Raw genomic sequence first — 14787 nt, forward strand, 5'->3', positions numbered from 1 at the left:
CACCTTCCGCCCGGTGGATGGTGCCCTGCAGATGGGCGATACTGCCCCGACCCTGCCGGATGTACCGCCGCCACCACCGGTGGATAGTGATGACGGCTGTGGTGCGCTGGGCATTATTGTGTTGGTGGTGGCTGCGGTCGTTTCTGGTGGCGCTGCGCTGGCGGCATATACAGCGGTATCCGGTGCTATAGCCGGTATTGGCGCTCTTGGAGGCTTGGCCGGTGTTGCTGGCTTCGTTGGTGGGGTCGCCGCAGCCGGGATCGTTTCACAGGGCATTATGCAGACTGGCGCTATTATCGCGGGTTATCAGGATGGCTACAGTTTCAGTTGGAAAGATGTCGCAAAAGATGGGCTGATAGCTGCTGCAACCTTTGGTATTGGCGAATTGGCCGGGGTTGGCGACAAAGTGAAAGGTCTGGCCGAAGCGCAACAGGGGCTGGCAGTTGCGCAACAAACGAAAAATGCGGCAGAAGTCGCCCGGCTTACCAACCAAGTGGCCAAATTGCAGCAGGGTCTGCGGGTCACAAAAGCATTGGTAGCCGGTGCCAGCAGCATAGCGAGTCAGGGAATCAACAAAGCATTTGACAGCGAATATGAATTCAAGTGGGAGTCCGTCGCCAGCGCTGCCATAGGTTCCTACGCTTCCAGCTGGGCCACCGACAAGCTCGGATTCAACCCATCGGCGAATGAATCCTGGTGGGCAGAGCCTGTACGCACCATAACAGCAGGAACCATCAATGCAGGCGTGCAGAAACTTACTGAAAACGAAAGCTTTGACTGGGCCAATGTCCTGAACAATGCCGTTGGGGGGTATGCTGGAAACCGAATCGGACAACCACTGAACGATGCTATTGAAAAATGGGGTCAGCAATTCACGGGTCCGGCACCGGAAACTCCCAAGACAAACAGTCGGGGCGTACAAAGCGCTGAAACGGAAACAGCCACAGAGCAGCGAACTGCAGTGATTACTCAGTCTGCGAATTCGCTGGTCCAAGAACCAAATTATCCGACACAAACGTCATTTTCCTGGTATACCCATGACGGGGAAATGGAGAATGTTGTCGTAATTGGTAATCCAGAAACTGGCCAATCCTCCTCCTATTGGATGGATATGCGCCCTGGTTACGGAGGGTACTGGGCTGACAACTTAGGGCGACCCGCAGATTTATCCAACAATGCATATGCCCGGAGTGTAGAGACAGGTTATGAGGCCAGAGTAGCGGCACAAAGAGCGGCGGAACAACAACAAGCAATTTGGTCTGCGGACGTAACCGCAGCCGACTACAGGCCTGGTAAGTACGGCAAGATGGCCATAGGAATGCTTGATGATATGCAGGCAGACCATGATCGGGCGGTGCAGCAAAAAGGGATATGGCATGCCCAGAAGATGGCTGCAGAAGGTAAGCGACCGGATGGAACAAGCCTGTACGGGCCTTACCGAGATGGTTATGTGTTCCCTGGTATGTCAGAAATGGAACGGAACATCTATGCAGCGGGGCTGGCGTTAACAGATACAACGGCAAACAACGGCATTACTTCTGCCCTTGCATTCGCATCACAAATTAACTATCTATCGCTGGATGTAAGTGGAGCAAGGTACCTGACACTAGATGCCCCAAGAGGCGGAGGGAGGTGGTTGCCACTTTGGGGCTTGCAAAACCCAATGACGCCCGGGACATTGTCAGTAGGAGTTTATGGGGAGGGGCTTGGTAATTTAAGTCAGTTAAACGGCAGTTATCAGTTTAATGTAACGAAATATGCCGGATGGGCAGATGCTGGAGGTAAAGCATTTACAGGTCTTTCCGTAGCCGGGAATTTGGCAATGGTATCTGGAGGTGTCTATTACAATAATGAAGAAATGAGGGTCACGGGCCAAGTTGGGCTTGCTTGGGACGGCCTGATGTTCGCTTCAAACGGATTGCTTGCAGGGGGGCCAAAGGGGTGGCTCGCATGGATAGGTGTACAAGCAATAGATATATTCGGTAGTGATTCTCTAAAACAGCGAATGGTTCAGCATCACTTGAATCCAAAAAATAAGTTCTCAGAAGAAGATTTGCGGTTGCGTGAAGAGGTTGAGGCTAAATATGACTTTATGGGATACAAGTAAAGACACCCCCTTGCCAGAGGTTGAACGTAGTAGTGAAATGGATTTTCTTGTTGGCCATTTGACCTGTGCGCCTGTTTGTGAGTTGGAGAGAAAAAGTGAGATTTTCTAATTTGGTGAGGCGCGTGGCATTGGCATTTATTCGGGAAAAACAACTACCTGAAAGCGTTTGGAATGGAGAGACTATCAGTTTTCACTTTACTTCATTGTTTTGGGCGGCACTTTTATTCTCTGCTTCTATCGTGTTTTCCCCATTGCTATGGCTAGTATTCCAGCCAGTGATCTATCTTATGGCTCAGTATATTAGTGATCCTGTAGAGAGGTGGCTCTGGCTTTTTCTGGTCGTACTATTTATGCTCATCGTTAACCTACTCGATGGCTTTATTCAGAAGGCAGATAGAAGTCTTAAAATCTCGTATGGGGATTTGGGTCTGGGAGAGAAAATAATCTATTGTCTGGTTTCAATGGTTGCCTTCAGGTGGATGTTTTCTCCTGTGTTTAGACTAATGATGAACAGGCTGTTTACAGCGCTCTTATGTGCCTGGTATGTAATTTTTAATGCATTTCTTGCTGGGATGTTTTGAATAGAATAACTGCATAATTGAGATCAGGGTACATTTTTCAATTTACCAACTAAGCTGTTGATTGTGCCGCCCGGGAACATTGGGCTAGATACAATACGGAAAACTATAGCCATATCAATATTTGCTGGATCAAGGTAAGATAACAATGGCTGATTACCTATCTCTAGTGAAGTGATAGACATGGCGTTTGAAGAAGAAATATTATCTATAGAAGAAGAGCACGAAGCTTGGTTAGATAGGGAAGGGGAAGATTCACTTCTCCCTATCTTAATTCTTATTGCTTTACATAAGAATAAATCTCTGGAAAGGTGCGAGTTATTGCCAGAGTGGGTGAGGGATTTTCCGGAAAAGGAGTTGGAAGGTTATCGTGAAAGTAGAGAATTTAAAATTTGGCATGCTGAAGGGGAAGTTTATCTTTCAGATAAAATATAAACTTTTGATCGCCTATTGAGAGAGTTAGCGTAATAAGATTAAAAGAGTTAGTGAAGATCAAATTGATATTAATGATGAGATGGTTTGTCTTTTTGAAGGCAAACCATTCTCGGGCACTATTTTTGATGAAGAGGGTGAGAAGATGAGGGTGTTCAAAATTCTGTGTCAGCCAAATAGCCTCATAGACTGATGTATTTCTCCAGGCGGCCAGCGCAGTGCTGGAACCACGGCATCTTCGGGTGCAACTGCCGGCCACTCCAATCTGTCAATTCCAGATAGTGATCCAGTCGAAAGGGCGGGCCCTTTGGCATATTCAAAAACCCATCCCCACCAAAGACGATTAATTATTGGGTTGCCCACCCGGAATCATGATACGAATACGCTGCTGGATTGAATTGTGTTCGCTCCGGCTGTGAAAATAATCAACTGCTCGGCGGCTTAAATGTCGGATCCCAGTCAGACTTAATTACCTAATCTGAATCTGTCGTAGAACCGGGGACCTCAGGGCCCGCCTTTTGGCACTTTCCGACTGAAGATCAAGTATAAAATTGAACCACGTTAGAAGGTGTCGCCGGTTAACCGTAATAATTCCTAGTAATTTTAGTTCCGGTTGCTCCAGGTTAGGTTGCAATTAAGCGAAAAGCGCCATTCACAGATGTACAAATTATGATCAGCAGGAGGATGAAATAGATACAGATAGTACAATAAGTAGTCTGTAATGGCGTGTAATGCGACGAAGTTGGCACTAATGCATTGAAAAACTATTTAATATCTTGAGGCCTGTGCTAGAGTCTGCCCATTCGCACGTAGAGGGTATGCTTCGGGGGAAGCGGCGGTGAATGATCTAAAAGAACAAATAAAAAAACTCGAATCTTTCCTGGAGCAAGACCCGAATAACTCGCGACTGGTCAGTGATTTGATTGATACTCAGCTCCGAGCCGGTCAGTTGGATCAGGCCGAGTCCCATCTGGTACTCGGGAAAAAACGCTGGCCGGAAAACTCGATTTTTTCCTTTCAAAGTGGAATGCTTTCACTCTACCGGGGGCAGTTCCAGGACGCTATTGTATATTTTACTTCCCTGTTAAGTACGGATGTGCCTCAGGATATGGTGCGCTATAACATGGCCTGGGCTCAGATGGCGATGCATCAGCCTGAGCAGGCACTGGAAACACTTAGCGTGTTGACTGAAATTCCAGCAAGGGGCTTGCTGCTTAAGGCCAGAGCGCTCCACTACCTGGGTCGCATGGAAGAAGCGGAAAAGTTACTTGTTGCCCTAGAGATGGATACTGAACTTTCAATGGAATGTAAATCCATGCGCGCGCTAATCGCCCTGGATAATGAAAAATCCGAAGCGGCCCTTTCTCTGGCTAAGGAATTGTTGAATAAAAATCCCGACAATGTAGAAGGGAACCTCGTTGCCGGCACCTTGAGCTTGACAGATGGTAACCTGAGTGAAGCAGACAAATGCTTCTCTGTTGTTTTGGCGCAGAAACCAGGAAGTGGGCGAGGTTGGCTGGGTAAGGGTTTGCTGGTGATGCTCAAAGGTGACTTTGTCCATTCTGCCGAATATCTGGAGCGTGCCGTTGAATTAATGCCGAATCACTTGGGTACTTACAATGCTTTAGCTTGGGCTTATATTTGCTCGGGTGAGCTAGGCAAGGCAGAAGAAGCAGCAATGCGTGCTAACACTATTGAACCGCGTTTTGCAGAAACCCAGGGAACGCTAGCAGTAATCGCGCTAATGAAAGGCGATAAACCCGTGGCTAATGTAAAAGCCAAGTTGGCAAATCGGTTGAGTGGAAATTCTTTTGCAGGCCGTTTTGCAAAAGCGCTTTTAGATTCAGGTGTCGGAGAGCAGGCCAATGCTGAAAGACAATTAGAGCAAATACTCAATTCAGAAATTAATAATGAAGGAGAAACGCTGGTTAGAGCACTAACCCGGTTTCAGCAAAAAATTGGGCAGGGAGCAGATCCGGAAAAATCAAAAGGATCAAATCATTAGGCTTTAGTATGAATTTGCCTGCGTAGCTGGCAATTATAAAACCACAACAATAATAACTGTACAGAATGACTCCTGACGCCGCACTAGAACTCGTAAAAAATATGTTGACTACTGCAAGTATGGTGTCTGCCCCAGTTCTTGGGGTGGCGCTATTGGTTGGGCTGGTTGTAAGTATTTTTCAAGTTGTAACGCAAATCCAGGAAATGACTCTTACTTTTGTACCCAAGATTCTCAGTATTGTTGGTGTCATCTTTATCTTTGGTGCATGGATGTTAAGCACCATTGTCGCCTACACGGAAGCAATGTTCAGGCAAATTGCCGATTTAATGTGATGTTGGTACAAGTCAGTTTCGACCTAGCCGCAAATATACTGTTAATTGCCACGCGCCTTGCCCCAGTATTCCTTGCACTACCACTACAGGCGGTAATTTACTTGCCTCTGCGGGTCAGATTTTATCTGATAATAGCTCTATCAATGTTATTTGTAATCCTGCTGCCTAATGGTGAACTTGCTATCCAGTCCAGCTATGATTTAGTGATAGCAATGCTAAAAGAACTGGTAGTCGGCTTGGCCTTGTCGGTGGTGATCATGGCTGCGTTTTCGGCATTTAGCATTGCAGGGCGACTGATCGATTTTCAAATGGGACTTGGAGCGGCGAGTTTATTTAATCCATTATCACAGTCTCAAAATTCACTGATAGGCACCTTACTGACACTATTGGGGACAATGATTTTTTTTCTAATGGATGGTCACTTGATGCTCATACGCGGAATTAGGCAATCGTTCATACTAATTCCTTTAGGGGGCGGATTGGGTGCAAGCGGACTTCTGGAGGCATTTTTGATGGGTACAAAGATGTTTCTTTTTGGTTCCGTTCTTGCAGCTCCCATCGTACTTGGACTTTTTATGATCGACTTCGTAGTCGCAATTTTTGCCAGAACTATGCCACAGGTTAACCCCTATTTTGTGGGATTGCCTTTCAAGATCTTTATGGGACTGACGTTACTGGTTTTGTCCCTCAATTATATGTCCACGCCAATTCGGGCCATATTTGAGTCAATTTTTGGCGGGTGGACCAAGGTTCTGGTGAACTAATGGCACAAGGCCAGGAATCCTCGGAAGAGAAAACAGAACCGGCCTCACCCTTTAAGCTGCGAGAAGCTAAAAAGATGGGTCAGGCGGCAAAAAGTGTAGAGATCGTGTCGGCAACCATGCTGATGGGTTTCTTACTGGCGCTGGTGGGAATGGGTGAAGAGTTGATCTATCGGTTGCTGGATAGCGCTAGCGGAATTGTTTCTGTCGCGGGCCAGCTCAATCTCAGTAAGGAAGGGCTCAGTATATGGGCTGGGCAGCAGTTTCTGGTATCAATTAGCGTACTTGTGCCAGTATTGTTGATTGCCGCGCTTTTTGCTGTCATTGGGAACGTGGTTCAGACAGGGTTTATTTTTTCTTCTTACCCACTTAAACCAGATTTCAAGAAATTAAATCCGGTTAACGGATTGAAAAAGATATTCTCGCTTAAGACATTATTTGATTTATTTAAAACATTAATAAAGCTCGCAATACTTGCTGTATTCTTGTATTTTTTTATTAAATTTTCAATAGGAAAGTGGTTGGCGCTTTCAAATTCAGATGCTTCTTCCGCGGTGAGCGGGTTTATCGGTACATTAGTCCTGGCGCTGGTATTATTGATACCGATTATGGCCGCTATCGCGCTATTGGACCTTTTGTTTGCTCGAAAAAGTTTTTTTAAGCAGATGCGAATGACGAAAAAAGAGGTTAAGGACGAGATAAAAAGGCGGGAGGGTGATCCGAATATTAAGCAGCGCCGGAAGGAATTACAGCAGGAGTTACGAAGCCGGGGAGGGGGTGTAGGAAACGTGCCTTCTGCTGATGTAATTGTAACCAACCCTACTCATATTTCGGTGGCATTGCGATATGATCCCGGCACAATGGTGGCCCCAAAGGTGATTGCTAAAGGTCAAGACGATCTGGCGATGGCCATTCAGGAAGCAGCTAGAAAACATGGTGTAAAAATTATTCGGCGTGTGAAGCTTGCTCGGGAGTTGTACAAATCAACAAAGTTAAATGACTATATTTCTGTAGAGTTATATATGCCAGTGGCTAGATTGTTGCATGAAGTTAAGCGAAAGAGGCGATCACGCAACTTTATTGCTGAAGTATGACTGGAAATAGGTAAGAGAAATGTTCGAACGTGCCTTTGGAACAAAAAGCGAAATAGCTCTCGTTGTGGGGGTAATAGGAATACTGATAGTTCTATTTGCGCCGATACCCTCAGCTGTATTGGACTTCCTATTGCTTTTCAATTTCAGCACCGCCTTGATAATTCTGCTGCTAACCTTTTATATGGACAAGCCAGTCGAATTCTCTACTTTTCCAGCAATATTGCTTATAGCAACTCTGCTTAGGCTTTCTCTAAATATTGCAGCAACAAGGTTGATTCTAAGTGATGGAGACGCCGGTGAAGTTATCGGTGCTGTGGGCGAATATGTGGTTGGTGGCAATTATGTAGTTGGCTTGGTGGTCTTTTTTATTCTAATCGTTGTCCAGTACATAGTTGTTACAAGTGGTGCGCAGCGGGTAGCGGAAGTAGCCGCCAGATTTACTCTGGATAGCATGCCGGGCAAGCAGATGAGTATTGATGCCGATCTTAATATGGGGCTTATTGATGAGAAAGAGGCGCAGAAAAGACGCAAGGAAATCGAGAAAGAGGCGAACTTCTACGGATCAATGGATGGTGCCAGCAAGTTTGTAAAAGGCGATGCTATTGCGGGAATTATTATTATTCTTATCGATATTGTAGGGGGATTGACAGTAGGTATTGCGCAATTGGGGATGAGCTGGGCCAATGCGCTTCAATCTTATACATTGATGACTGTAGGTGACGGTATTGTGACTCAAATACCGGCGCTAGTTATTTCCACGGCTACTGGCATTATCATTACCCGTGCCTCCAGTGACTCATTTCTTGGCAATGAAATTGGCAAACAACTAACACGCTATCCCAAAAGTCTGGTTTTAGTATGTATAGCGCTTCTGATCTTCGCTTTACTACCCGGGATTCCAATTTGGCCAATCGCAATTCTCTTGTCAGTATTGGCACCTTTTGCAGTTCTCACATTGCGTTCAGGAAAAGATCTGCAAGAAAAAGGAAGCGAAGAAGAGATCGATCACGAAGGCTCCCCTTCTGAACAAACTTATGATGATATTGTTGTCGAGGCTTTGGAGATTCAGGTTGGATCTGAATTGGGAGAGGGGCTCTCATCCAATACGGTACTGCTTGAAAAAATTCGTAGTTTCAGGTCACAGTATGCGCAAGAGATAGGGGTCATTATCCCCAAGCTGAAACTTAGTATTACGAAAAAGTTGGCTCCTAGCGAATATGAATTGAGAATATTTAATACAAGAGTTGCAGGTGCTGAATGTCATTTGGAAAAAAGTTTGGCTATTAGTGCAACAAATAAACTCTCACTGCCTGGAATCGAAACAAAAGATCCATCTTACGGGCTACCTGCAGTATGGATTGATGTCGAACATAGAGGCTTGGCAACCGAGAGAAATTATACCGTAGTGGATGCGATAACTGTTTTATTCACACATTTCACCGAGACCGTACGACGACACACAGCCGAATTCATCACACGCCGCGAGACAGATGTACTATTAAATAAAGTAAAGCTGGTACAGCCAAGTTTGTATGATGAGCTGATACCCGAAAATCTTTCGTTAAGTGATATTCAAAGAGTCTTAAAACATCTCCTCAAGGAAAAAGTTCCAGTAACCAATATAGAATTAATCGCTGAAACCTTAGTAGATAGGTCCCGGATAACAAAAGATATCCAGATACTATCTGAATTGGTTCGCCAGCAATTGGGAAGGGTCATATGTGAACCATTGCTAAATGATCAGGATGTACTCCAAGTATTGACGCTCGAGCCGGCTTTGGAGCGCAGACTGTCGGAATGTATTGTCACCCTAGAAGGGGCTTCCAGACTAACCATAGAACCAGATTTATCTGAAAGATTTACTGTAAATCTAATTAAAGCTGTGGAAAAAATGATGCAGGCTGGGCTCAAGCCGATTCTATTGTGTTCAGCAAGTTTACGCTATCACATTCGGCAGCTCGTTGATAGATATATATCCCATATATTTGTGATTTCCTTAAGCGAAGTCCCAAGTACTGTGCAGGTACAGTCCTTTTCTATTGTGTCTACAGGTACAACAGAACAAAAATTAAGAAATGAGGAGTTGGTGGCGTGATTGATGGAATAGATATTGTTGCAGGCTCCATGCAAGCCGACATAAATAGGTTAAATGTAGCGAGCCAAAATTTGGCAAATATGGATACAAATGCATATAAACGAGTGACTGACGAAGTAACTGTACCAAAAAATAGTGCGCAAAATATTACTTCTGTTGAATCAGGTTCCGGCCAAATCGATTACTCTCAGGGCGTATTGAAATACACTGGCAGGAAATTGAATTTAGCAATAGAGGGAGATGGTTTTTTCCAGGTGAAAAATGGTGATTCATTATTTCTAACTCGGCGCGGCGAGCTAAAAGTGGATAACCAGGGGTTTCTAACGTTACTCAATGGTGCCAGGCTGCAGAACGAAAATGGAGATGTACAACTGGCGTCCGGAGATTTTAAAGTAGACCGGCAGGGAAATATCTACCAAGACGGAAATCTTCCGCTATCTAAACTTTCAATAGTCCATGCTTCCCCAGAGCAATTGGTCTCTGTAGGTACGGGATTATACACGGGTCGATTGAGCCAGCCAGTAGAAATACCATCAGTACGGCAAGGTTTTCTAGAGACATCAAATGTCAATCACTTGCAGGAGATGGTTAAACTAGTTGAGTTGACACGACATTTTGAAGCCAGCCAATTGGTTGTACAGGGCTACAACACCATGCTGGAGGAGGCGATAACAAAGATTGGAAGGCTTTAGGCTTGCAAAAGTCAAACGAAACAAATATGAATAATTTAATTGGTCGACGGAAATATGATTGAAGCTCTATATATTGCAGCGACAGGTATGCACGCTGAAGCCTCGCAAATTGATGCTATCTCCAACAATATGGCAAACTTGAACACTCCGGCTTATAAGAGACAGGGCGTTAGTTTTGAAAGTTTGATGTATCAAATACAGGGAAACTCCTCGACTGTAAGTACTCAATCCAAAGGCATGGGCGCTGTGGCAGATAAAATCGTAAGGTTTTTTGAACCTGGGGATATTAGGGCTTCTGAAAACTGGCTGGATGTGGCGATTTCCGGCAAAGGCTTCTTTGAGGTAGAACTACCAAATGGCGCCTTGGCCTATACGAGGGTGGGTAACTTCGAGCTAGATGAAAATGGATTTCTAACAACAAAAGAAGGCTATATGTTAGCAGACCGTATACAAGTGCCGCCAAATTCTGGCGAGGTGAGAGTAACGGAGCGCGGTGATGCATATGCCTTGTTCGCTGACAATACAGAGGAGTTAATAGGAAGTATCTCTCTCGCAGGCTTTATTGCGGAGCAAGATTTGAATGCGATTTCCGGTGGCTTATTCGTGGCGACGGATGCTTCTGGCAATGCCTTTTATTCTGAGCCCGGCACCGATGGCTTAGGAATGGTGCGGCAGGGATATATTGAAACATCCAATGTCGATTTGGTTGAAGAAATGCTGAGTTTGACTATGGCGCAACGAGCTTATGAAGGAAACTCTCAGGTCATTCGAGCAGCCGATGAGATGATGCGAATCAATAACTCCTTAAGAATTTAGAACTGACATGAAGCCGATTCTGCTAATTTTTGTTTTTGTATATTTCGCGTTTATGTTCTGCGTTAAGTTAGATGCATCGGTGTTAAAGCTCTATCCAGTATTAATCGAGGAAAAGCAGGGATTACGCTTGGACAAGCTTGGGATTTCAAAGATTAATTTTGAGCCCAGCAAATACATAAAAGTACCGAAAAAATATAGAATTGGTAAAAGCATAGATGGCTACTGGTTACAAAGAGAAACGCTACTAGAGCTAATAACGGATCAATATTCTGCACAAACTATAGAAATTAGAGGCCCGGCGCGGGTTAAGGTCGAATGCAGGGTCAACGAGTTGTCTTCTAAGTATATATTAGAAGCGGCGGAAGAAGTTTTTGAAAGGGAAATTGGAAGAATGGAATCTGTGAATCTCTATTTCGGGTCTAAGATACCCCAATTTTATGTTTGTGATAATGCGAACGAAATACGTTTGCGTCGGGTGGCTAACGGCAAAATTAGTCGTCACGAGGTCGTAATCATAGATTTGTATCAGAAATCGGAAAAATTACATAGTCTTCCAGTTTGGTTTGAGGTTGAGCATTATAAAAAGGCATGGGTTGCAGTCGATGAGCACGCACAAAGCAGATATATCGATACTTTGGCACTCAATCGGGAATATGTAGATTCAGCGCTAATTAAGGGAAAAATAAGTGTAGAATTACGCCCCGGCACTCGTTTGGCTAAAGCTCTGCATAAAGGGGACGTTTTAACAGAGGAATATATCGAAGAAATTCCAATGGTGGAACGTGGTGACAACGTGAAAGTTTTATCTATAATAAAAAATATCACGATAACCGCTCAAGGTGTTTCGAAAACAGAGGGAAATGTGGGTGATACTGTTTTTGTTAATTTAATTGGACAAAAAAAACTATTCAAAGGCAGGGTAATAGCCAGGCAAACGGTATTGGTCCAAGGTTAATTATGAATCGTTTCTTTTTATCTATCAAAGCATCATTGGCTCTTTTAATAGGAGTGAGCCCCGCTTTTGGCGGAAGCTTATTTAACGAGGAAACATTTGTTCCTCTCATTGCGGACTACCGGGCGCTAGGAGTAGGGGATAGTGTAACGATTGTCATTGTAGAATCTTCTCTAGCAAGGGCTAGTGACGGCGACGACCACTCTGCTTCAATTGCGACCCGTGCTAATGGTGAATTTGGAACTACGCAAAGAGAGGAATTTGCGGAAGGAGCCTTGAGCCTAGCTTACGATACAAATAGAGTAAGCGAAACCAACCGTGACGGATTGTTTAAAGCGGTTATTACTGCAGATGTGACCGATGTAGATATCCATGGAAGATTGTTACTACATGGGAAACAGCACTTGATTGTAAATGGGGAAGATCAATTTATAGCGGTTACGGGCTGGGTTCGTCCTATCCATATCGATCAGGAAAATACAGTTCTATCAAGTAGGATTAGTCAAGCAAAAATAGTGTATTCAGGAAGGGATCCAGATCGTCTTAGTTTTTGGACTAGGTTTAAAAATGCATTTTGTTGTTGGTTTCCCGGTGAAGGTCTATTTTCAGCTAACGGGCAGGCGGAGGGAGAAGCATTGGAGAGGGGTGTTCCGAGTGAAGCGGTGGAGAGGGTCAAGTAGAGTTGTGCAGGATGAAATCAAATTTTTATAAATTAGCAATTAATTTTATTCCGGTTTTCCTATTCGCAGTGCTAGCGGCGACGGGGACAGCTTCAGTTCGGATCAAGGAAATTGCGCGGGTAGAAGGAGTAAGGGATAACGCACTGGTTGGATATGGCTTGGTAGCAGGCCTGGCGGGAACCGGTGATACACGCCGGTCTGATGCGACCGTTCAATCAATAGCGAATACACTTGCTCGATTTAATGTTATTGTGGATGAACGTGACATAAGCAGTCGAAATGTTGCAGCAGTATTGGTTACTGCAACGCTGCCCCCATTTGTCCAGCCTGGTGAAAAATTAGACATTAATATCGCGTCTGTGGGGGATGCACGAAGTTTGATCGGCGGGACGCTAATGATGACACCACTCACTGGAGCGAATGGTCGGATCTATGCCCTAGCGCAAGGGCCAGTTTCGGTGGGGGGGTATGCGTACGGTCTTAACGGAAATGTCATTCAAAAAAATCATCCAACGGTAGGGATAATCGCAAATGGGGCGACAGTTGAGCGAGAGGTGGAAACCGATCTTATTCAAAGTGGCAAGTTAAGTGTTGTGTTAGCGGCGCCGGATTTTACTACTGCATCACGTGTCAGGCATGCTCTAAAAAGTAAGTTTCCAAGTTTGCTGGTGTCGTCCGCCCATGCAGGAAAGATTGATATAGATGTACCTAACGATATAGACGTCGTCGAGCTGATTTCCCAAATCGAGAACGTCAATGTGGAACCTGACTTAATAGCAAAAATTGTGGTTAACGAACGAACTGGAACGGTAGTCTCAGGTGGAAATGTCCGAATTGATGCGGTATCAATTTCGCACGGAAATATTGAATTAAATATATCCACTGATTATGCGGTATCGCAGCCCAATATCTTTGCACTAACGCTTAAAGACTCCAAAATTTCGGACCGCCGGGGAAACGGGATACAGACAGTGGTTATTCCTCAAACCAATCTTCAAGTTAAAGAGCAGGCGTTGGCGTCGGTGGCATTACCTGCTGGGAGTACTGTGAACGATCTTGTCCGTGCCCTGAAGCAGATTCATGTCAGTACTCGAGATATGATTGCTATTCTTCAGGCAATTAAATCAGCGGGTGCTTTGCATGCTCAACTGATTGTCAAATAGGATAAGTATAAAATGATTGACATATTAACTAGTGTAACTAGCGAAATTTTGGGGAAAGCCCTTGAAAGAACAAGCCTGGAAAATCGATTAATTGCAGGCAATGTAGCTAATATCGATACGGAGGGCTACCGGCCGAGAACAACGGAATTTGGAATTTATTACAATGAACTTATAGATGCAGCAAAAGAAAATGATATAGGAAGATTGCAGGAGATCGCCAGGAATTGGTCACCAAAAAATGAAATCGACATACATCCAACTGCTGATAAAGTGTATACAGACGTTGAAATGGTGAAACTTGCTAGGAATGCGTTGCATTATCAGTCGATATTGACGGCAAAGTCCCAGCTATCAAGCATATTGAAACTAGCGATTAAAGAAGGCAAGGAATGAGTGTAAGTGTTTTTGATATCAGTTTATCCGGCCTGGAACTGCAGCGTTTGAAATCTGACGTGGTTGCGCTCAATATTTCAAATAGTTCAACCGTAGCCCGGTCTGCTGCAGAAGTATATCGACCGATCGAGGTGCTAGCGACAGCAGGTAACTACTCTGATGGAATCGGCAGTATCAGTACCGTTGAACGCAATGTAGAACCGCATCGGATTCATGACCCGTCACATCCATTTGCTGACGATAAGGGCTTTGTATACAAGCCTGCGGTCGACAGCGTTCGCGAGATGATTAATCTCATGACCGCCACCCGTTCATATCAGGCCAACATACAGGTATTGGAAGCTTCGAAGAAACTAATTCAGTGGGCTATTGAGTCAGGAGCTAAATAATGGAAATTTCGCCGATAGTATCCTCGCCTGAAATGGCTAATATAGCGGAAGTCAATCGAAGCCTTGAAAAGCATTCCTCACTTTTTGAAGCTACAATCAATCAATTACGAGCGATAGATATGCAATACAAATTTGCCGAAAATCAGGCAATTAAATTAGCGGCAGGTGAGTTGGAAAATGTCCACCAGGTAATGACGGCCATCAATAAGGCTAAATTGAGTTTTGAACTAGTATCCCAAATGCGGAATAAGTTATTGGAAGGTTATCAAGAAATTATGAGGATGCAGATCTAACTGTA

15 protein-coding genes and 1 pseudogene are annotated in these 14787 nt (G+C 44.6%); all 16 read left to right on the forward strand.

The annotated features are described in order from the left end of the window. Window positions 1-2107: pseudogene (locus ABVT36_RS16395) on the forward strand (hypothetical protein); the annotation flags it as partial. A gap of 95 nt (window positions 2108-2202) precedes the next feature. Continuing rightward, a complete protein-coding gene (locus ABVT36_RS16400) occupies window positions 2203-2688 on the forward strand; it encodes a hypothetical protein (protein WP_368457504.1) in 486 nt (161 codons plus the stop codon). Window positions 2689-2868: 180 nt separating this feature from the next. Next, window positions 2869-3120 (forward strand): hypothetical protein, encoded by a 252-nt coding sequence (locus ABVT36_RS16405; RefSeq protein ID WP_368457505.1) that lies wholly within the window; start codon window positions 2869-2871, stop codon window positions 3118-3120. Between the two features lie 835 nt (window positions 3121-3955). Then, window positions 3956-5122, forward strand: coding sequence for a tetratricopeptide repeat protein (locus tag ABVT36_RS16410; RefSeq protein ID WP_368457506.1), 1167 nt, complete (start codon window positions 3956-3958; stop codon window positions 5120-5122). Window positions 5123-5187: 65 nt separating this feature from the next. After that, the gene (fliQ, locus tag ABVT36_RS16415; protein ID WP_368457507.1) at window positions 5188-5454 is read left to right on the forward strand and encodes a flagellar biosynthesis protein FliQ; all 267 of its coding nucleotides are present in this window, start codon (window positions 5188-5190) and stop codon (window positions 5452-5454) included. Beyond that, the gene (locus tag ABVT36_RS16420) at window positions 5454-6218 is read left to right on the forward strand and encodes a flagellar biosynthetic protein FliR (protein WP_368457508.1); all 765 of its coding nucleotides are present in this window, start codon (window positions 5454-5456) and stop codon (window positions 6216-6218) included. Before fliQ ends, ABVT36_RS16420 begins: the two co-directional genes overlap by 1 nt. Continuing rightward, entirely contained in the window at window positions 6218-7309 is a 1092-nt protein-coding gene (locus tag ABVT36_RS16425) for a flagellar biosynthesis protein FlhB (protein ID WP_368457509.1), read from the forward strand. Before ABVT36_RS16420 ends, ABVT36_RS16425 begins: the two co-directional genes overlap by 1 nt. 19 nt (window positions 7310-7328) lie before the next feature. Beyond that, on the forward strand, window positions 7329-9404 hold the full coding sequence (locus tag ABVT36_RS16430; protein ID WP_368457510.1) for a flagellar biosynthesis protein FlhA: 2076 nt from the start codon (window positions 7329-7331) through the stop codon (window positions 9402-9404). Further along, on the forward strand, window positions 9401-10096 hold the full coding sequence (locus ABVT36_RS16435; RefSeq protein WP_368457511.1) for a flagellar hook-basal body protein: 696 nt from the start codon (window positions 9401-9403) through the stop codon (window positions 10094-10096). The genes ABVT36_RS16430 and ABVT36_RS16435 overlap by 4 nt, the downstream gene beginning before the upstream one ends. A gap of 54 nt (window positions 10097-10150) precedes the next feature. After that, complete coding sequence (locus tag ABVT36_RS16440; protein ID WP_368457512.1) at window positions 10151-10912, forward strand: flagellar hook-basal body protein; 762 nt, start codon at window positions 10151-10153, stop codon at window positions 10910-10912. 7 nt (window positions 10913-10919) lie between these two features. Then, on the forward strand, window positions 10920-11867 hold the full coding sequence (flgA, locus tag ABVT36_RS16445) for a flagellar basal body P-ring formation chaperone FlgA (protein WP_368457513.1): 948 nt from the start codon (window positions 10920-10922) through the stop codon (window positions 11865-11867). 2 nt (window positions 11868-11869) lie between these two features. Then, on the forward strand, window positions 11870-12544 hold the full coding sequence (locus ABVT36_RS16450) for a flagellar basal body L-ring protein FlgH (RefSeq protein ID WP_368457514.1): 675 nt from the start codon (window positions 11870-11872) through the stop codon (window positions 12542-12544). Window positions 12545-12555: 11 nt separating this feature from the next. Further along, a complete protein-coding gene (locus tag ABVT36_RS16455; RefSeq protein WP_368457515.1) occupies window positions 12556-13707 on the forward strand; it encodes a flagellar basal body P-ring protein FlgI in 1152 nt (383 codons plus the stop codon). 12 nt (window positions 13708-13719) lie between these two features. Beyond that, a complete protein-coding gene (locus tag ABVT36_RS16460) occupies window positions 13720-14100 on the forward strand; it encodes a flagellar basal body rod protein FlgB (RefSeq protein WP_368457516.1) in 381 nt (126 codons plus the stop codon). Then, window positions 14097-14489, forward strand: coding sequence for a flagellar basal body rod protein FlgC (flgC, locus tag ABVT36_RS16465; RefSeq protein ID WP_368457517.1), 393 nt, complete (start codon window positions 14097-14099; stop codon window positions 14487-14489). Before ABVT36_RS16460 ends, flgC begins: the two co-directional genes overlap by 4 nt. Then, entirely contained in the window at window positions 14489-14782 is a 294-nt protein-coding gene (fliE, locus tag ABVT36_RS16470; protein WP_368457518.1) for a flagellar hook-basal body complex protein FliE, read from the forward strand. The genes flgC and fliE overlap by 1 nt, the downstream gene beginning before the upstream one ends. Window positions 14783-14787: the final 5 nt, after the last annotated feature.

Source organism: Microbulbifer sp. TYP-18 (assembly GCF_040932045.1).
In the GTDB taxonomy this organism is placed as follows: domain Bacteria; phylum Pseudomonadota; class Gammaproteobacteria; order Pseudomonadales; family Cellvibrionaceae; genus Microbulbifer.

What these genes read in the sequence shown, in the direction of transcription:
- ABVT36_RS16460 (WP_368457516.1), top strand. Translation starts at nt 13,720, where the DNA reads ATGATTGACATATTAACTAGTGTAACTAGCGAAATTTTGGGGAAAGCC.
- ABVT36_RS16455 (WP_368457515.1), top strand. Translation starts at nt 12,556, where the DNA reads ATGAAATCAAATTTTTATAAATTAGCAATTAATTTTATTCCGGTTTTC.
- ABVT36_RS16430 (WP_368457510.1), top strand. Translation starts at nt 7,329, where the DNA reads ATGTTCGAACGTGCCTTTGGAACAAAAAGCGAAATAGCTCTCGTTGTG.
- ABVT36_RS16450 (WP_368457514.1), top strand. Translation starts at nt 11,870, where the DNA reads ATGAATCGTTTCTTTTTATCTATCAAAGCATCATTGGCTCTTTTAATA.
- flgC (WP_368457517.1), top strand. Translation starts at nt 14,097, where the DNA reads ATGAGTGTAAGTGTTTTTGATATCAGTTTATCCGGCCTGGAACTGCAG.
- fliE (WP_368457518.1), top strand. Translation starts at nt 14,489, where the DNA reads ATGGAAATTTCGCCGATAGTATCCTCGCCTGAAATGGCTAATATAGCG.
- ABVT36_RS16420 (WP_368457508.1), top strand. Translation starts at nt 5,454, where the DNA reads ATGTTGGTACAAGTCAGTTTCGACCTAGCCGCAAATATACTGTTAATT.
- ABVT36_RS16440 (WP_368457512.1), top strand. Translation starts at nt 10,151, where the DNA reads ATGATTGAAGCTCTATATATTGCAGCGACAGGTATGCACGCTGAAGCC.
- fliQ (WP_368457507.1), top strand. Translation starts at nt 5,188, where the DNA reads ATGACTCCTGACGCCGCACTAGAACTCGTAAAAAATATGTTGACTACT.
- ABVT36_RS16405 (WP_368457505.1), top strand. Translation starts at nt 2,869, where the DNA reads ATGGCGTTTGAAGAAGAAATATTATCTATAGAAGAAGAGCACGAAGCT.
- flgA (WP_368457513.1), top strand. Translation starts at nt 10,920, where the DNA reads ATGAAGCCGATTCTGCTAATTTTTGTTTTTGTATATTTCGCGTTTATG.
- ABVT36_RS16425 (WP_368457509.1), top strand. Translation starts at nt 6,218, where the DNA reads ATGGCACAAGGCCAGGAATCCTCGGAAGAGAAAACAGAACCGGCCTCA.